Raw genomic sequence first — 17,911 nt, 5'->3', positions numbered from 1 at the left:
GAACAGAGAAACGGCTCACATTTCTGCGAGCCGTCTTTTATATTTTGGTAGGATGTGCGGGGATTGAACCCACGACAAACTTATTATTCATTAATTTTTTTACGTCTTTTTATCAAAACTACCAGACCTAAACCTGCCATCAACATTACCAAACTTTCCGGCTCTGGTACCGTTAAAGGAGAATAGTAAAGTCCAAACAGTAAAGGTTTATCTTTATATGAAAAATATCGAGATAAGGTTGGGTCAATGAAGTTAATTGTAACTTCATTTCTGACTATCGGTAAGAAGTCCCCAGTCTCAGAACTTAAAAGAAGTTTACCTTCGGCTGAACTTCCATAACCAGGGACAGCACTGAATTTTAAAGTGAAAGATTTTTCAACAGCAATACCTTTCAAATCGTAAACAATTGGCGTTATATCTGCACCATAAGGTAATGTATTAGTTACGTTAAATATCGTACCATTTATTGTAAATGTAACAAACTCAGGACCAGATTGATCATAAAGATCATAAAGTGTAATGGATTCCAATTTAGCAGCTATTACAGGAAGCACGATAGTCTGTTCAAAACCGTAAAAATAACCCCATTGATCCGAATGCTCCGGATCGACTTCTGCACTCCGAACATAAACTTCACCACCCCATTTTGCAAAATCCTCGAAACTAGGAGGATTAGTAGTATTTCCTAAAAAGTCTGCATAAGCAGGATTTGCAAATAATATTGCTACAGGTCCTAAAAACTTTAGGACAATATTTATGAATTTCCTAAACCTTTGCATTTTCATTTTTAGCCTCTACATAAAAGTTAGTTAAGTATACTCATCGAAGAACTGATTCAGCGTGATCACAGCAAGCCGAGCTTTTTCTTCAACTCGAGGATCTAGATGATTAAAGCCCGGCCCAATGTTGAGATTTTTCTTATCAGGCTCAGACACTCTTGCCTGGACAAACCAGCGTCTGTGCAATGCATCGTGTAATTTATCTGCTTGCAGATAATGCGAATGGAACGTACATTTTAAGAGTAGAGATTAAACAATAAAATCAAATTTGATACAGATCCTCAAGTTGCTGTAGCATTGATATTTATAAACATACTCTTCTCAATGGATTCAAAATATCCTATGTTCCTACCTCCACTACTTATCGGCGAAGATGAAGATGGCAATGTAGATTTTGTCTCGACTAGTAATACCTCGATAAAATATCCAAAGTTTGCAAACAAAAATGCAATGGAGTATTCGCATCTAAAACACTTCAAAGAACTACTTGATACACAACTCCCAGAACTCTCCTTCACTGCGCCAATTCGCGCAAAGAGTGATCCACCAGACTTTTACATAAATCGCAGTGGCAAAAAAATTGGCCTAGAGTTGACTATGCTCATTTTTAGAGACCTCAGACAAGAAGTTAAGTTTTTTGCCAAAATTCAAGAGCGCTTATTAGATAAATACTCACATGGTAAACTTAAAAAGCTAGAAGGAATTGAGATTGATATTGAGTTTTCAAATCACGTAAATAGACCTGCGGTCATTGGTGAAAATATTTTGCAAGAATTGATAGCCTCACTAAACAAGCTCGCCGATAAGCCATTCGAATTTTCAAAAAGAATGACAGACAATGATATTCCTTACCCCCTTTCAGAAACAGACTCAGTTGGAAATAAGCTTATTACATGGACAGTTACTCACTTAGGTTCAATCGAACCCAAAACTGAATTAGGAAAAAGAGCAGGTTTCGAAATTGGACATTCAATTAAACAATATTTGAAAGTGGACTTTATCAATTTGCTAAATAAAACAATCGAAGCAAAAGACATCGAGAAAAACGCTGGAAATGAACTATTAATTTCTGCTGGAATGCCTGATATTGATGGATGGATAACAACTATCGAAGCTATAGGGGTTTCTACATTCTTTGAAGAGTGGCTAAAAAACTTTAAAGGGCCTAAATTTTTAAGTAATATTTATCTGGATCAATGGGGGCAAAATAAAATTTATATTTTATATAAATCATAAATTTGAGGCTTATTGAATCTAGGTATTTTGCATTTGCATGAAATACCAAAAATTAAATTGGATTATTTTCTAATAATCTCTTTGCAACACACTTTAGAGAATCGAACCTCCCACGCCAAGCCAACATAACGGCCAACGATCTCACGCGGGATCACCGTCCGAATAGTCTGCCCCTGATTGCATGGCTATGACTCAAGACGTGCGTCTGTGAGCTAGCTTTTCATCAGCTAGTGTGTGAGTTTCTGAGATTGACTGACAGGTCAACTGGCTAGAAATCCTGAAACGCCGAAATTCTGAGTCGCCATCAGGCATTGAGAAAAGAAAAACGGCTCACATCCCTGCAAGCCGCGTTAGTATTTCTATCTGGAAATTACTTCCAGATGTGCAACACCATTTCATAAAGCAACTCGTGCCGCTCATCTAACTCATTTTGGCCAAACTCATTCATTGCTCTAAAGTTAAGTTTGTATTTTTCAATCATGTTAGAAAAGTCTAATTTGGATTTATAACTATCTTCTCTGAGAGTTTCATTCCAATAAAGTGTATTCGCATAAGATTGGAGCTTTTTTTTGTAACTTTCGTTATTACTAGAAATATTGTCTTTCCCCTTAAGCAAAAGCAATCCACCCAGCCGATTTCTTTCACTTTTGAATTTCTCTTCATCATCATTAAATAGCTTTAAATTCTCATCATTATCTGCAAGTATATGTTCAATGTGAAAGCCGTTTACTGTACCTGTATTTTGAACAAGATCGTAAAGTGAATGTTTCATTTTTAGATTCGTATTGTCTGCAATAAACTTTTCAATTCTGGCAAAGAAATAACGTTTAAACCGTTTATCCAATTCAATACCAGTTTCCTTAAAGAAGCCAGATGATAATGGCGCAGTTGCTGGGACTCCTCTAGCCTCAGTAAGAAGCTCAAGTAAAGTACTATCAAATGCCGGACGAATTGCTGAAATATCTTTGCCACGTATTGCAGCACTAAGCTTGTAAATTGCAACCGCGAATGCATTACTACCGTAACTACGCTGTAACTGAAGTAAACAAAACAATCTATCGACTTCATAGGCAATAGTCTGAATTTTGGCATCTTCTTGTGCATCATTAAGTTCACATGAAGAAAGAATCAATAGAAACTGCATATCCATTTCAGTCAAGCTATTGTAATAGACGTGAGCTGAAGCATTGTTCAAAGTGCTGTCGTTATAATGACCTAAAACTTTTGTATAAAGATCTGTGTAATATTTGAAATCGTTTTGTAGAAACTTTTTTACCTGCTCCGGGTTATGATCAAGCTGTAATTTATTTTCTGAAAAAATCACACGATGGTAATCCTTATCATATCTACGCCCCTCTCCAATAGAGTCCGCAAATTTTGCCCTTAAAAAATAGGTGAAAAACTCATCAATTTCATCTTCATTGAAGGCATTGATCTTCGAAACCTTTTCTTCCCAGAGTTCATTAAGATTGAGGCCATCCAATTCCTCTTTAGAAACTTGTCCTAACAACTTCCCCTTCAATATTTCGTAAGGTTTTAATTTAACCCCTCTATCATTAATCACTTCAAACACCATAGGCACATCTGTTTGCTCTACGTTCAAATTAATCAGAACGAGTCGATGCATAAAATAAAAAATGAAACTTTCTAATTTATGTAGGTCTTTAAACTCACCATCAAGGCGCGTTGAAAGTGTCGAATAATTTTTTACCATATTGAATGCAGTAAGGCCGCTATCGGTATTTATTTGCTCAGTATCCTTTCCAACAAATAAATCCTGCATGGCACTTTTATGCATTTCGTGATTCATCCAGAAATCCGTTTTGTAACCTGATAGCCCTACAATTTTTTGCCCAACCCAGCCTTCAAGCTCTGAATTGAATTTCTTCGCAAGATGTTTCAATTTAATAAGAATTAAAGTTAACGTTGTTAAACGTTGCTGCCCATCGACTACATATAACTTGCCATTAACCAAATTGGTGACATAGGTATTAATGTAATACCACGAGTATTTATTAATAACCTGATCCAAAGGCAGGCTTATATTTTTGTACTTGTTGTACTCCTCATTAAATTTATAGAGTGTATCGTCAAGTAATTGCTTTACTGGCTCACTTGTCCATTTATATTGTCTCTGATAGAAATCAATATAATAGGTCCTGTTAGAAAATAGCTTATCTATATTCTGCGTATCTGGTTGAACATCCATATTTACCCATTTCTTATAAATTGTTGTTGGCTTACTAACTCTTTGATATGTTTAATCAGAAAACGGATTTTGATTACCATAGAAAGCTTAACTTTCAGTAAAGCAGCTATTAAAGAAAGTCTTTGCAGATTTTCTACGCAACCTAATTGCGGCGTGAAGTAAACATCCCTCAAATATTAATCTAAGCAATTATAGCTATCAATACCAAGTCACTCTCGCCTGGATAAATTCTAAGTTACACATTAAGCCAACATAACGGCCAACGATTGCTACAGGGATTCCGTCGTATCAATCAGCCTGTGATTGCCTACCTATGGATCAAGACGTGCGACTATGGTCAGTGTTTAAAACTGCGAGTGGTTGAGTTTCGGGGTCGGCTCGGGGATGGATAACCTGAAAGCCGCCAAAATAACGAAATGCTGAAAAACTGAAATCTGAAACACCGATTGGCATTAAGAAAAGAAAAACGGCTCACATTTCTGCAAGCCGTCTTTTATATTTTGGTAGGGTGTGCGGGGATCGAACCCACGACAAACGGATTAAAAGTCCGCTGCTCTACCAGCTGAGCTAACACCCCATCTGTTTCTTGTCTGCCGCTTGTTTTGCGTCAAATTTGAAAGAACGCGATTATGGGGGATGAATTAAATTTGGTCAATGCTGTTTTTGCTTTTTTTGTATAAAAAGTTTATTTTTTTATTCATCCCCATTTTTCGCTTTACATTCCGGGGAATTTACCGCCCATCATGCTGCCCATCCCGCGCATCATTTTGGCCATGCCGCCTTTGCTGAACATCTTCATCATCTTTTGGGTTTCTTCAAACTGGTTGAGCAGGCGATTTACTTCTTGCACTTGCACGCCGCTACCAGCCGCGATACGTTTTTTACGGGTGGCTTTGATCAACTCGGGTTTGCGGCGCTCTTCTGGCGTCATGCTATTAATAATGCCTTCCAGGCGGCGCAGCGATTTATCGACGTCGTCAGTATTGATTTTTTGCGCCATGCCAGAGATTTGCGCAGGCATTTTGTCCATGAGTGAGGCCATGCCGCCCATCTTTTGCATTTGCATCATTTGCGCTTTAAAGTCTTCGAGGTCGAACTTGGCGCCGGACTTAATCTTATCGGCGACTTTTTGCGCTTCGGCCATGTCGACCTTTTTATGCGCTTCTTCAATCAGGCTTAATACATCACCCATGCCGAGAATACGGCCAGCCATGCGGTCGGGATGGAAAGGTTCCAGGCCATCGACTTTTTCGCTGACACCGATAAACTTGATTGGCTTGCCAGTGACGTGGCGCACAGAGAGTGCGGCACCGCCACGCGCATCACCGTCCAGCTTGGTGACGATGACGCCAGTGAGTGGCAAGGTCTCGCCAAAGGCTTTAGCCGTATTGACGGCATCCTGGCCTTGCATGGCGTCGACTACGAACAGGGTTTCGGTCGGCTTGAGGTAGGCATGCAGGTCTTTGATTTCGGCCATCATGGCTTCATCAATCGCCAATCGGCCCGCCGTATCGAAAATCACCACATCGTAGTAACTCTTTCTGGCTTGCTCCATGACCTGGGCGGCTATGTCTAACGGCTTTTGCTGCGGATTGCTGTCAAAGCAGTCAATCTCCAATTGCTTGGCCAAGGTTTGTAGCTGTGTGATGGCCGCCGGACGGTAAACGTCAGCACTGGCGAGCAATACTTTTTTCTTTTGCTCTTTGAGCAATTTGGCCAGCTTGCCTGAGGTGGTCGTTTTACCAGCCCCTTGCAAACCTGCCATTAAAATCACCACCGGCGGCACGGCCGCCAGGTTGAGGCCTTCGTTGGCCTTGCCCATGAGCGCAGTGAGCTCTTCGTTCACGACTTCAATGACGGCCTGGCCGGGCGTTAAGCTCTGCAATACATCACGGCCATTGGCGCGCTCTTTCACGCGGGCAATAAAGTCTTTAACAACTGGCAGCGCAACATCAGCCTCCAGCAAAGCCATCCGTACTTCGCGCATGGCATCGGCAATATTTTCTTCGGTCAGACGTGCTTGGCCGCGCAGGTTTTTAATCACGCCCTGTAAGCGGCCGGTCAGGTTTTCCAGCATGGAATGCCTTTCTTTCACAATTCATGAATATGCAATGCGTACGATTTTACCTCATGCCAGCCCAAGCCAAAAATAAACTATTGGCTAACGTGATGCGGCTAACCGTTAGCACGCTGGTCGAATGCAGCGAGTTTTGCCATAATGCCAGGCATGACTCAACACCTGCTTCCTTATCTGATTGTGGCTTTTGTTTATATGGCCGTGGCGCTGGATTACTGGCGCATCGCCAAACAGGACAAAGCAATCAACGAACATGCCTTCCCGTTTCAGTTACACAGCGCCATGGTGGCGTTGGGTTTGGTGATGCATGGCGGGTTGTTGTATCGCGATATTTTTGCTATCGGCTCGCTGAACCTTGGCGTGTATTATGCGCTCTCGGCTATTTTATGGCTGACGGTGCTCATCTACTGGCTGGCCGATTTAAAACACTCGCTACGCAGCCTACAAGCGTTTGTGTTGCCGCCTGCGGCCTTATTTGTGCTGATGCCAGGGTTTGCAGTGAAAGACTATTATGTAGACACGCACGGCTTCACCCTGTTTAACCTGCACATTTTAATTGCCATGGTGGCGTATAGCCTGTTTACCTTTGCTGCCTTGCACGCGTGCCTGATGCGCATGGCCGAGCGTGCGCTGCACAAAAAGAACAGCTGGCTGGCCCTGCCTGATTTCCCGCCGCTGATGGTGCTGGATGCCTTGCTATTTAAAGTGTTGCATGTTGGCTTTGTGTTGCTGACCATTACGCTGATTAGCGGCATGCTGTTTAGTGAAGAGATTTTTGGCAAGCCATTGCAGTTCAACCATAAAACCATCTTCTCCATTGCCTCATGGCTGATTTACGCCTGGCTACTGTTTGGCCGCTTTAAATATGGCTGGCGCGGCAAAGTGGCAACACGTTGGACACTGTTGGGCTTTGCTTTATTGCTGCTAGCCTATATCGGCAGCCGCTTTGTGCTGCACGTGGTGCTGGGCCGTTAACAGCAGCCACGCGAATTAACCGGCTTTCCCCTTGCTGTCCGGCACAATCACATACAACACATTGCGCTATGTTTATGTGATTGATAGGTGTGGCACTTTATTCTGCTGACACCTTGTTGTTTGGATGCTCAGCATGAAACCCTCGCTCTTATCGATTACGCCTTTATTCTGCCTGGCCTTGACTGCTCAGGCAGACGAAGTACAACCCCCTGCCAGCCGTAGCCCGGTGCAGCTTAGCGCTTACCTTGAAAGCTACCTGATCCACGACTTTAACAACCCGGCCAATGACAGGCGTCCTGGGTTTGTCTATAGCCACAACGTCACCGACAGCCCCAGCATCAACCTGGGCATGTTAAAAGCAGCATTATCGACTGAGCGCGTGCGCGGCAATCTGGCGCTAGGCAGCGGCAGCTATATGCGCGCCAACTATGCCGCCGAGCCGCATGGCTTACGCAATATTTATGAAGCCAACCTGGGCCTTAAGCTTTCCGGCGAACATGATTTGTGGCTGGATGTTGGCGTCATGCCATCGCATATTGGTTTTGAGAGTGCAATCGGCATTGATAACTGGACGCTGACGCGTAGCCTGATGGCGGACAACTCACCCTACTTTGAAACCGGCGCCAAACTGAGTTACACCACGCCAGACGGCAAATGGCTGGTCAGTGGCCTGCTGCTCACCGGCTGGCAACGCATACACCGCCCTGATGGCAACACCACGCCCGCCATCGGCCACCAGCTCACTTACAAGCCCAGCGACAAGCTCACCATTAATAGCAGCTCGTTTATTGGCAATGACAAATCAGACGCACAGCGCCAGATGCGCTACTTTCATAATTTTTATGTGCAGTGGCAGCTCAATGAGCAATGGGGATTGATCACAGCATTTGATATCGGCGCCGAGCAAGCCGCGCCTGACAGTGATCGTTACAACGTCTGGTTTAGCCCGAATATGGTGCTGCGCTACAGCTACTCAGACCGCCTGCGATTTGCCGCGCGGTTGGAGCACTACCGGGACAAACACGGCGTGATTATCAGCACAGGCACTGAGCATGGCTTCCAGACTACCGGCTATTCAGTCAATATGGATTACCGCCTGAACCCGCGCATGGTGTGGCGCAACGAATTACGCCAGTTAAATAGCCGCGATGCCATTTTTGATAAAAACAGCGCGCGGCAAGTGGACAACAACCTGATGGCCGTGACGGCCCTGACCATCAGCTTTTAAACTGCTAAGCTTAACGCAAGCTGATCAATGGCCAACCGTGCTCGCTGGCATACGCGGTCAATGTCGGATCAGCATCCACTGCCACCGGGTTGGTGACCAGCTTCATCAATGGCAAATCGTTATGTGAATCGCTATAGAAATAACTGGTGTCAAAATCTGCCAGGGTTTGGCCGCGCTCGGCCAGCCATTCATTGAGGCGCGTCACTTTGCCTTGCTGGAAGCTAGGCGTGCCACTCACCCCTCCAGTAAATTGGCCATCGACCATTTCCGGGTCGGTGCCAATCAGGTGCTCAATGCCATAAGCGGTGGCAATCGGCTTAGTGACAAAGCTGTTAGTCGCGGTAATTACCATGCACAAATCACCGTTGGCTTTGTGCTGGTTGACCAGGTCTTGCGCCTTTTGTGTCATCATCGGCCGGATCACATTGGCCATATATTTGGCATGCAGTTCGTCCAGAAACGCTTTCGGGTGCTGCGATAACGGTTGCAACTGAAACTTGAGGAAGGCATAAATATCCAGGTTACCGTTTTTATAATCTTCATAAAACTGCTCGTTGCGCGCCTTGTGTTGCTCGGCATCAAGCAAGCCTTCGCCAATCAGGAATACGCTCCAGTTATAGTCACTATCCCCCGCCAGCAGGGTGTTGTCCAAATCAAATAACGCCAGGTTTTGCTTCATACAATTTAAGTTTCTTTAATGATTAACTAAACAATTTGTTCGTCAGGCACCGCTTCTTTGGTCGCAGTCAGCACCAGGAACACGCCGACCAGAATCACGGCCAGCGCAATATATTCCATCAGGTGAATCTGCTCATCGGCGAACCAGACGCCCACCACAAAAGCGACGATAGGATTAACAAAGGTATTGCTACTGGCGACCATGGGCCGCACATGGTGCAGCAGCCAGTGATACGCCGAAAATGCCACCATGGAACCGAGCACGATGAGGAAAGCAATTGCCGCCCATGACCGTGGTGTGACTTGCGTTGACCAATGCTCGCCAAACGCCAGACTAAACAGCAGTGCAATCAGACCGCCGCACAGCATCTGGCTGGCCGCGCCCATCAGGCCTTGCGGCATGGTCATATGCTTGCTCCAGACTGAGCCAAGCGACCATGAGGCCGCCGCAAACATCAGCAAACCGGCACTCAGCCAGTCGCCTTGCAGGCTACCACGCGTATTCAATAACAAAATGCCGACCAGGCCAATGGCAATGCCCAGCCATTCACGGCGGCTGATTTTATGCCCCCACACGCTGGAGAAAATCGCCATCCAGATCGGTGCCGTGGCAATCGCCAGCGCGGCGACGCTAGACGACACATGTAACTGCACATGCGACACCGTGCCATTACCCAGCACCGGCAGCAACAGGCCGACCCAGGCCGCACCACGCCATTGCACACGCGTAGGCGCGGCATGCCCCATGGCGCGCAAGATGAGGTATAGCAAAGACCCGGCAACCGTGAATCGTATGCCTACCATGGCAAACGGCGGAAAACTCTCAATCGCGTACTTAATCGCCAGGTAAGTGGAGCCCCAAATAAAGTAGGTACAGGTCAACGCAGCGATCACCAGCAACCAATGATTTCTTTGCGTCATTACGACCTATCCAGCCTTTCGTCCACAATGAGATTCAATACAAAAAGAAAACGCCTGCCACCCAACGGCAGCAAGCGTTGATTCAGAACATGCTTACACCTGCGGGTTCAATTTTTCCGCTTTGGCATACAGCTTGTTCAAGCCATTTAAATAGGCTTTGGCCGAAGCCACCACAATGTCGGTATCCGCGCCTTGACCATTGACGATACGGCCACCCTTGGACAAACGCACGGTCACTTCACCCTGTGCATCTGTGCCGCTGGTGATGTTATTCACGGAGTACAGCAACAGCTCAGCATCACTGCCCACCACATTTTCAATCGCCTTAAAGGTGGCATCGACCGGGCCACCGCCATCTGCTTCTGTACGCTGCTCAGCGCCATCGACACTCAAGGTTAAAATTGCATGCGGAATTTCACCCGTTTGCGATGCCACTTGCAGGTAAGACAACTTGAACAGTTCGCGCTCCTGCACCACTTCATCACTCACCAGCGCGTGTAAATCTTCGTCAAAAATCTCAGATTTTTTATCGGCCAGCTCTTTAAAGCGTGCAAATGCGGCATTTAAGGCATCTTCACTTTCCAGCTCTATGCCCAGCTCTTTCAACCGTGTGCGGAAAGCATTGCGGCCAGACAGCTTGCCCAAAGTGAGTTTATTGGCACCCCAGCCCACATCTTCGGCACGCATAATTTCATACGTCTCACGATGCTTGAGCACACCATCCTGGTGGATGCCGGACTCATGCGCAAACGCGTTGGCACCGACGATCGCCTTATTCGGCTGCACTGGATAACCCGTAATGGTAGACACCAGTTTGGAAGCAGGCACGATTTGCGTCGTATCAATGCGGGTGCTTAGGTTGAAAATATCGTTACGGGTTTTAATCGCCATGACGATTTCTTCCAGGCTGGCGTTGCCAGCACGCTCACCCAGGCCATTAATTGTGCATTCCACCTGGCGTGCACCGTTCATGACGGCAGACAGCGAGTTGGCCACGGCCATGCCAAGGTCATTATGGCAGTGGGTAGACCACACCACTTTGTCAGCGCCTTTGACGCGTTTGAGCAAAATGGCAAACCGCTCACCCCACACCTCAGGGATACTGTAACCCACGGTATCCGGCACATTGATGGTTTTGGCACCAGCCTCAATCACCGCTTCAAATACACGCACCAGAAAATCAATCTCAGAACGCACCGCATCTTCGGCTGAAAACTCCACGTCTTCAGTATATTCACGCGCCCACTTCACCGCTTGCACCGCCCGCTCGACCACCTGGTCTTCGCTCATGCGCAGTTTGTTTTCCATATGGATTTTGCTGGTAGCAATAAAGGTATGGATACGGCCTTTGGCCGCATGTTTGATCGCTTCACCGGCACGGCGCACGTCGTTCTCACTGGCACGCGCCAATGAACACACGGTAGAGGTTTTGATCACTTTGGCGATCTCGGAAATCGCCTCAAAATCACCTGGGCTAGCCGCAGCAAACCCTGCTTCAATCACATCTACGCCCAGCTTTTCCAGCTGGCGCGCAATGCGGATTTTTTCTTCTTTGGTCATCGCCGCGCCCGGGCTTTGCTCACCGTCGCGCAACGTGGTATCAAAAATAATAATTTGTTCCATGAATTTTCCTAACGCTAACAAGCCAATTTTACTCGCTTGTCCTACAAATGACCACATCGCTTCCAGTTGGCACTTACGTCCATAAAAAAACGCGCCGGGAAGCGCGTTTTTTATGAGCCAATCTGCTTAAACCGCGTTCTTTGCTGCCAGCCGCTCGCGCGCCCACATGTAATAGCCAGACAAAGCATATACAAATACCACGCTGAACAACACTTCTGGCGGGCTGTATGAAATCAGCACAAAGGCCAGCACCACGGCCAGGATGGCCACAAACGGTACTGAATGTCGCAGATTGATATCCTTACCGCTATAAAACTTGAGGTCAGACACCATGGAACCCGCGGCAAATACCGTCAGGAACCAGGCGATCCATTTCACCTGCAAGGCGCCAAAGAAAATCTCGCGGCCATCGATATTGTATTCATAAGACACCCAGACAAACCCCGCCAACAACGCCGCCGCCGCCGGGCTAGGCAAGCCCTGGAAGAAGCGCTTGTCCTGGAACGGGTCGTCCAGCTTGGTATTGAAACGCGCCAGGCGTAAGGCGGCGCAGGCGCAATAAATAAAGGCGGCAATCCAGCCCAGTTTATTCATCGGCTGCAAGGCCCACACATACATAATGAGCGCAGGCGCCACACCGAACGATACCATGTCAGCCAGGCTGTCATACTCGGCACCAAAGGCACTCTGGGTATTGGTCATGCGCGCCACGCGTCCATCCAGCCCGTCCATCACCATGGCAATAAAAATCGCAATCGCCGACTGCTCAAAATGCAGGTTCATCGCCTGCACAATGGCGTAAAAACCGCCAAACAATGCAGCAGAAGTGAACAGATTAGGCAGCAGATAAATACCACGCTCGCGCAGACTAGTATGCTGCTCGCGTCGTGACAGGCGGTTTTGCGAATCAACCATAAGGGACTTTTTCAGAATTGCGGAATACCAGCATTGTTGCGGGCAATCACAAAAAATGCAAGCGCATCCGGCGATTGCAGCGGCCTGCGCAGCATCAGAAGCAGGCCTTGTAGCTGTGGTAAAATATCTGTTTATTTCAGCCAGTTATCGCACGTTCATGCAGTTTTCCTTACACAATACCGACGGCCTCGCCAGACGCGGCACTGTCAGCTTGCCTCATGGTGAGGTACAAACCCCGGCGTTTATGCCTGTTGGCACTTACGGCACGGTCAAGGCCATGTCACCGCAAGAGCTCAACGACATCCAGGCGCACATTGTCCTCGGCAATACCTTTCATTTGTGGTTGCGCCCCGGGCTGGAAGTGGTCGCCGCGCATGAAGGCCTGCACAAGTTTATGGGCTGGGAAAAACCCATCCTCACCGACTCCGGAGGTTTCCAGGTCTGGAGCCTGGGCGAATTGCGAAAAATCACCGAAGAAGGCGTCAAATTTCAGTCCCCGATCAATGGCGACCGCTGCTTCCTGACCCCGGAAGAATCCATGCGCATCCAGCGCGTGCTCAACAGTGACATCGTCATGATTTTTGATGAATGCACGCCCTACCCGGCCAGCCACGACCAGGCACGCAAATCGATGGAACTCAGCCAGCGCTGGGCACAACGCAGCCGTGATGCATTTAATGTCTATCAAACGCAAACCATAGAACACACCCTCACCATGCTGGGCGGCGCCGAGGAAGTGCAACAATTACGCTCAGACACCACCCCCAGTAACGGCAATGCTTTGTTTGGCATCATCCAGGGCGGCATGTACGAAGACCTGCGTGATATTTCGCGCCAAGGCCTGGAAGCCATCGGCTTCGATGGCTACGCCATCGGTGGCCTGTCGGTCGGTGAGCCTAAAGAAGACATGCTGCGCATTCTGGCGCACACCGCGCCGCAAATGCCGAAAGACAAACCACGCTATTTAATGGGCGTTGGTACACCGGAAGATCTGGTCGATGCGGTCAGCTACGGGATTGATATGTTTGACTGCGTGATGCCTACGCGTAATGCACGCAATGGCTGGCTATTCACGCAATATGGTGATGTCAAAATCAAGAATGCCAGTTACAAAACCGACACACGCCCACTGGATGCAGACTGTGAATGCTATACCTGCCAGAACTTTAGTCGCGCCTACCTGCACCATTTGTATCGCATTGGCGAGATTCTGGGCGCGCGTTTAAACACCATTCATAACCTTCATTATTACCAGGTATTGATGCAAGGCATGCGAGCAGCGATTGAAGAAAATCGTTTTGAAGCGTTTAAGGCAGAGTTTGCTCGTAAACGGGCGGAAAAGCGTTAGCCTCCTTAACTTAGCATTAATGTAAAAGATCGCTCTTCTCGCCAGGCTAGTGGATTAACTTAAAAACTCTTTCGCCTTGTCGGCGAGTCACTTTCTGATGCTTGCCCCTCAGAAAGTAACCAAAGAGGAGGGCACCCAGCCATCACGGCCTAAAGGCTCCCTTGCGTTGTTGGCTACGGCCGCTACGCTTAACATCGCTACGCGAGTTAGCCTACGCCGTAACAGACTGCTGCGCAGTCTTAGTTATCAACAAAATAAGCCGGTCACGAAACTCACCCTAGTAGCTTGCACACTACGCAAGCTGCCGCGGTGCTCAAACAGTCGCTCCCTTCCTCCTTATTTTGTCTCCGCTACTCACCGTGATGGAATGGGATTTATCTCGCCAAACTAGTAGCGTAGAAATTTGAAAGGTTAGAAAACCAAATTCATTTATTAAAATCACCTACCGGTGCGCTCATTAGGTTTTCGGGGTCCCCATCTGCCGCGCCGAGTAGCGCAGGCGAAGTGGGAGTCTTCGGCCATCGGCTGTCCGAGTTCCGCAGTGGCTTGCGGGGTGTGCAAGCCGCCAGGGCGAGTTTCGATGGCCGCCCACTTTGACGAGCAACGCAGGAATCAAGCGGAAGCTGGGATGCACTTTCTTTTGGTTACTTGTTCTTTGTGCAAGCAAAGAAAAGTAACTCGCCAAAAAGGTGAAAAGCAACCGTCAAACCAAAGAACAACCTTTTATCACAATCACTCCACTTCAGTATCACGACACTGGCATCGCAATTAACCACCGCACCCTCACCATCAACACACAATAAAAAAGCCAGCACATCAACACGTGCTGGCTTTTAAACGTTGGCGGACATCACCAACCAAAGTACACATCAGGCCGTTTTGCGCAGGCGCAACCAAACCGGCACAACACCAACCGCAAACAAGGCTAATGGCTCAGGTTCGGGCACCATGGTCGTCGTACGGAAAATCACCTCACCCAAACCAGGCTGTGGACCGCCATCGGTGGTCAGGATTTCCATATGTACGTAACGAGTAGAAACGTCACCAAAAGTAAATGCCTGACCAGGATCTGCGGCAGTGTAATTCGAACCTACCGCAGTAAAGCCACCCAGCAAACCACTGTTGCCATTGCTAAAGTCATTGTCATTATCGGCATATAAATTAAATTGCAATACCGAGCCAGTATTGGCGGTCGCCCATAACCCGATGGCATCAATATTGTATACAGCCCCCAAGTCATAGCTAAAGCTGCCAAAAGGGCCGACACTGAAACCGGAATTCAACGCGGACAGGCCATCGTGCGTCGTACCGGCGACAAAACTGTCAAAGTCGGTCACGCCTGCAATATAGCCTGCAGACAGGCCGGACTGGTTGATCTGATTGACCAAAGCATACGCGCCACCAAAGTCAGCGTTTGAAGCGCTGACTGTCGTTGCCTGCACAATGACCCCCGCTTGTGCGAACTGGCAAGAAATTGCTAAAGAGACTGCTGCCATATACTTAAAATAATGTTGCATACACTCCTCCAATATCATAAAAATAATAAAGATTCACCTTGAACGCGCATGATCAAGACGAACCAACATTAAAATACTTTTACAATTAATGGTCAAGCACTTACGATTGCCATTGCAAATCGAGCGGTGACAGATTAAGAAGGCTCTATGATAGAATCATGCGTTATTTTCAGTATGACCTAGGAATAGATATGTTTATCAGCAACGCTTACGCAGCTGCCGCGCCAGCTACCGACATCATGAGCTTTTTGCCCATGGTGGTGATTTTTGTCTTGTTTTACTTTATGTTGATCCGCCCACAGGTCAAACAGGCAAAACAGCACAAGTCCATGCTGGAAACCTTGAAAGCGGGTGATGAAGTGGCCACCACCGGCGGCATCGTCGGCAAGGTGACGAAAGTCAGTGAAAACTTTGTCAGCATTGAAATCGCTGCGAACACGGTGGTGAATGTGCAGAAACATACGGTACAAACACTGTTGCCACCTGGCACCCTGAAATCCATTTAATCCTAACCACAAGACGCACGCGTCTTTCATTCCGACCAAGAGTTTCTTATGAACCGTTATCCAATATGGAAATTCGTGCTGATCGGCACAGTGTTTATCATTGGCCTGCTATACACGATCCCCAACTTTTTTGGTGAATCACCAGCGGTGCAGATCAGCCCGGCCAAAACGTCACTGAAAGTAGACGATAGCCTGCTGCGAAAAGTGGAAGACACACTGAAACTGGCCAACATTCCGTTTGACGGTTTGTTTATGGATGCCAGCGGCGTGAAAGTGCGTTTTGCCAACACGGATACGCAACTACTGGCCAAGGACAAACTGGTTGGCAACCTGGGTAAAGACTACACCGTGGCGCTCAACCTGGTGCCACAAACGCCGAACTGGCTGCAAAGCATAGGCGCCAAACCGATGTATTTGGGTCTGGACTTGCGTGGCGGCGTGCATTTCCTGCTGCAAGTGGACATGAAAGCAGCGTTGGACAAAGCCGCTGAAAGCACGGTGGGTGACTTCCGCATGTCTTTGCGTAAAGAAAAAATCAACTACTACGGTATTGAGCGCCAGGGCCAGGTGGTAGTGATTAAATTTGAATCAGAAGCCGAAGCCACCAAGGCGCGCAACCTGCTGGCCAAGGACTTTTCTGACCTGACCTACAAAATTGCAGGCAGCGACAAAGACTTTAACCTCACAGCCAGCATGAGCGTGATGGCGCAAAAACGCATCCAGGAATTTGCGCTCAAGCAAAACCTGCAAACCCTGCATAACCGGATTAACGAGCTGGGCGTAGCAGAGCCTATCGTGCAGCAACAAGGCCTTGACCGCATTGTAGTGCAATTACCTGGCGTGCAGGACACGGCAAAAGCCAAAGAGATTCTGGGCCGCACGGCGACTTTGGAAATCCGCATGGTGGATGAAGAAAAGTCTGACATGGCCACACTGCAAAAAGCGCAGGCAGGCCAGGTGCCGTTTGGTGACGAGTTGTTTGCTGACCGTGAAGGCCGCCCGGTGCTGGTGAAAAAGAGCGTGGTGCTGACTGGTGACCGTATTACCGATGCAGGCCCTGGCGTGAACGGCCAGAATGGTTCTTCCGTAGTCAACGTGACACTGGATGGCCGTGGTGCAGGCATCTTTAAAAACGTGACCCGTGAAAACGTCGGTAAGCGCATGGCGATTCTGCTGATTGAAAAAGGCAGTACCGAAGTCATTACCGCGCCGGTGATTAACGAAGAAATTGGCGGCGGCCGCGTACAAATCTCTGGCATGGCCGATGCACAGGAAGCCACCGACATTTCATTACTGCTGCGCGCCGGTGCGCTGGCAGCGCCGATGGAAATCATCGAAGAGCGTACCGTTGGCCCAAGCATGGGTGAAGAAAACATCAAACGCGGCGTGCATTCTACGCTGTGGGGCTTTGCTGCGATTGCGGTGATGATGATTGTTTACTACATGGTGTTTGGTGGCGTGTCCGTCATGGCACTGGGCGTGAATCTGTTGTTGCTGGTAGCGATCTTGTCCATGCTGCAAGCGACACTGACGTTGCCTGGCCTGGCGGCGATTGCGCTGGCACTGGGGATGGCGATTGATGCCAACGTGCTGATCAACGAGCGTATCCGCGAAGAGCTGCGCAATGGCAACACGCCACAAGCCAGTATCCACGCTGGCTATGACCGTGCGTTTGATACCATCCTGGACTCCAACGTCACCACCCTGATTGCTGGCCTGGCCCTGTTTATGTTTGGTACCGGCCCGATCAAAGGCTTTGCTGTGGTACACGTGTTGGGCATTATGACCTCTATGTTTAGCGCCGTGCTGGTCTCCCGTGCACTGGTTAATCTCTTGTACGGCTACCGCCGCAAGATTGAACACCTGCGTATTGGTTAATCACCCGCACGCTGACAACGC

The 17,911-nt window shown here is 48.0% G+C and carries 14 protein-coding genes and 1 tRNA gene; 6 read left to right on the top strand and 9 right to left on the bottom strand.

The window, feature by feature from the left end; genetic code table 11:
• Window positions 1–83: 83 nt before the first annotated feature.
• Window positions 84–785, bottom strand: coding sequence for a PEP-CTERM sorting domain-containing protein (locus ACIDE9_RS06145; RefSeq protein WP_411993511.1), 702 nt, complete (start codon window positions 783–785; stop codon window positions 84–86).
• Window positions 786–1,121: 336 nt separating this feature from the next.
• Here ACIDE9_RS06145 and ACIDE9_RS06140 point away from each other — a divergent pair, with 336 nt between their 5' ends.
• Window positions 1,122–2,015, top strand: a complete 894-nt coding sequence (locus ACIDE9_RS06140; RefSeq protein WP_411993509.1) for a hypothetical protein — start codon at window positions 1,122–1,124, stop codon at window positions 2,013–2,015.
• Between the two features lie 370 nt (window positions 2,016–2,385).
• Here the strand turns inward: ACIDE9_RS06140 and ACIDE9_RS06135 are convergent, their stop codons facing one another.
• The 3 genes from ACIDE9_RS06135 to ffh form a co-directional block, all read right to left on the bottom strand.
• Window positions 2,386–4,224 carry a DUF262 domain-containing protein gene (locus ACIDE9_RS06135; RefSeq protein WP_411993507.1) on the bottom strand — a complete coding sequence of 613 codons (1,839 nt, stop codon included), beginning with the start codon at window positions 4,222–4,224 and terminating at the stop codon, window positions 2,386–2,388.
• Between the two features lie 501 nt (window positions 4,225–4,725).
• Window positions 4,726–4,801, bottom strand: a tRNA-Lys gene (locus tag ACIDE9_RS06130).
• 138 nt (window positions 4,802–4,939) lie between these two features.
• Window positions 4,940–6,301: a signal recognition particle protein gene (gene ffh / locus ACIDE9_RS06125; protein ID WP_411993723.1), complete on the bottom strand. Its 1,362-nt coding sequence runs from the start codon at window positions 6,299–6,301 to the stop codon at window positions 4,940–4,942.
• A gap of 141 nt (window positions 6,302–6,442) precedes the next feature.
• Here ffh and ACIDE9_RS06120 point away from each other — a divergent pair, with 141 nt between their 5' ends.
• Window positions 6,443–7,276, top strand: a complete 834-nt coding sequence (locus tag ACIDE9_RS06120) for an inner membrane protein YpjD (RefSeq protein WP_194752894.1) — start codon at window positions 6,443–6,445, stop codon at window positions 7,274–7,276.
• 133 nt (window positions 7,277–7,409) lie between these two features.
• A complete protein-coding gene (locus tag ACIDE9_RS06115; RefSeq protein WP_411993504.1) occupies window positions 7,410–8,504 on the top strand; it encodes a porin in 1,095 nt (364 codons plus the stop codon).
• A 10-nt stretch (window positions 8,505–8,514) separates the two neighbouring features.
• Here the strand turns inward: ACIDE9_RS06115 and ACIDE9_RS06110 are convergent, their stop codons facing one another.
• From ACIDE9_RS06110 to pssA, 4 genes are all read right to left on the bottom strand, one after another.
• On the bottom strand, window positions 8,515–9,183 hold the full coding sequence (locus tag ACIDE9_RS06110) for an HAD family hydrolase (RefSeq protein WP_411993502.1): 669 nt from the start codon (window positions 9,181–9,183) through the stop codon (window positions 8,515–8,517).
• A gap of 26 nt (window positions 9,184–9,209) precedes the next feature.
• Window positions 9,210–10,103 (bottom strand): drug/metabolite exporter YedA, encoded by an 894-nt coding sequence (gene yedA, locus ACIDE9_RS06105; RefSeq protein WP_411993500.1) that lies wholly within the window; start codon window positions 10,101–10,103, stop codon window positions 9,210–9,212.
• A gap of 93 nt (window positions 10,104–10,196) precedes the next feature.
• Window positions 10,197–11,726, bottom strand: a complete 1,530-nt coding sequence (locus ACIDE9_RS06100; RefSeq protein WP_194740479.1) for a 2-isopropylmalate synthase — start codon at window positions 11,724–11,726, stop codon at window positions 10,197–10,199.
• A gap of 126 nt (window positions 11,727–11,852) precedes the next feature.
• Window positions 11,853–12,641 carry a CDP-diacylglycerol--serine O-phosphatidyltransferase gene (gene pssA / locus ACIDE9_RS06095; protein ID WP_411993498.1) on the bottom strand — a complete coding sequence of 263 codons (789 nt, stop codon included), beginning with the start codon at window positions 12,639–12,641 and terminating at the stop codon, window positions 11,853–11,855.
• 157 nt (window positions 12,642–12,798) lie between these two features.
• Here pssA and ACIDE9_RS06090 point away from each other — a divergent pair, with 157 nt between their 5' ends.
• Entirely contained in the window at window positions 12,799–13,989 is a 1,191-nt protein-coding gene (locus tag ACIDE9_RS06090) for a tRNA guanosine(34) transglycosylase Tgt (RefSeq protein ID WP_411993496.1), read from the top strand.
• Window positions 13,990–14,858: 869 nt separating this feature from the next.
• Here the strand turns inward: ACIDE9_RS06090 and ACIDE9_RS06085 are convergent.
• Window positions 14,859–15,506 (bottom strand): hypothetical protein, encoded by a 648-nt coding sequence (locus tag ACIDE9_RS06085; RefSeq protein ID WP_411993494.1) that lies wholly within the window; start codon window positions 15,504–15,506, stop codon window positions 14,859–14,861.
• 191 nt (window positions 15,507–15,697) lie between these two features.
• Here ACIDE9_RS06085 and yajC point away from each other — a divergent pair, with 191 nt between their 5' ends.
• Both yajC and secD read left to right on the top strand, forming a co-directional pair.
• Window positions 15,698–16,012 (top strand): preprotein translocase subunit YajC, encoded by a 315-nt coding sequence (gene yajC / locus ACIDE9_RS06080; protein ID WP_194740476.1) that lies wholly within the window; start codon window positions 15,698–15,700, stop codon window positions 16,010–16,012.
• A 48-nt stretch (window positions 16,013–16,060) separates the two neighbouring features.
• Window positions 16,061–17,890 (top strand): protein translocase subunit SecD, encoded by a 1,830-nt coding sequence (gene secD / locus ACIDE9_RS06075; protein ID WP_411993491.1) that lies wholly within the window; start codon window positions 16,061–16,063, stop codon window positions 17,888–17,890.
• Window positions 17,891–17,911 lie beyond the last annotated feature (21 nt).

Origin of the sequence: Methylophilus sp. 'Pure River' (assembly GCF_046765995.1) — a bacterium.
GTDB lineage: Bacteria > Pseudomonadota > Gammaproteobacteria > Burkholderiales > Methylophilaceae > Methylophilus.
This window is presented reverse-complemented; position numbering and strand designations above follow the sequence as displayed.

Bases quoted from the DNA above. Each gene is read 5' to 3' on its own strand.
- ACIDE9_RS06145 (WP_411993511.1), bottom strand. From the start codon at position 785: ATGAAAATGCAAAGGTTTAGGAAATTCATAAATATTGTCCTAAAGTTT.
- ACIDE9_RS06140 (WP_411993509.1), top strand. From the start codon at position 1,122: ATGTTCCTACCTCCACTACTTATCGGCGAAGATGAAGATGGCAATGTA.
- ACIDE9_RS06135 (WP_411993507.1), bottom strand. From the start codon at position 4,224: ATGGATGTTCAACCAGATACGCAGAATATAGATAAGCTATTTTCTAAC.
- ffh (WP_411993723.1), bottom strand. From the start codon at position 6,301: ATGCTGGAAAACCTGACCGGCCGCTTACAGGGCGTGATTAAAAACCTG.
- ACIDE9_RS06120 (WP_194752894.1), top strand. From the start codon at position 6,443: ATGCCAGGCATGACTCAACACCTGCTTCCTTATCTGATTGTGGCTTTT.
- ACIDE9_RS06115 (WP_411993504.1), top strand. From the start codon at position 7,410: ATGAAACCCTCGCTCTTATCGATTACGCCTTTATTCTGCCTGGCCTTG.
- ACIDE9_RS06110 (WP_411993502.1), bottom strand. From the start codon at position 9,183: ATGAAGCAAAACCTGGCGTTATTTGATTTGGACAACACCCTGCTGGCG.
- yedA (WP_411993500.1), bottom strand. From the start codon at position 10,103: ATGACGCAAAGAAATCATTGGTTGCTGGTGATCGCTGCGTTGACCTGT.
- ACIDE9_RS06100 (WP_194740479.1), bottom strand. From the start codon at position 11,726: ATGGAACAAATTATTATTTTTGATACCACGTTGCGCGACGGTGAGCAA.
- pssA (WP_411993498.1), bottom strand. From the start codon at position 12,641: ATGGTTGATTCGCAAAACCGCCTGTCACGACGCGAGCAGCATACTAGT.
- ACIDE9_RS06090 (WP_411993496.1), top strand. From the start codon at position 12,799: ATGCAGTTTTCCTTACACAATACCGACGGCCTCGCCAGACGCGGCACT.
- ACIDE9_RS06085 (WP_411993494.1), bottom strand. From the start codon at position 15,506: ATGCAACATTATTTTAAGTATATGGCAGCAGTCTCTTTAGCAATTTCT.
- yajC (WP_194740476.1), top strand. From the start codon at position 15,698: ATGTTTATCAGCAACGCTTACGCAGCTGCCGCGCCAGCTACCGACATC.
- secD (WP_411993491.1), top strand. From the start codon at position 16,061: ATGAACCGTTATCCAATATGGAAATTCGTGCTGATCGGCACAGTGTTT.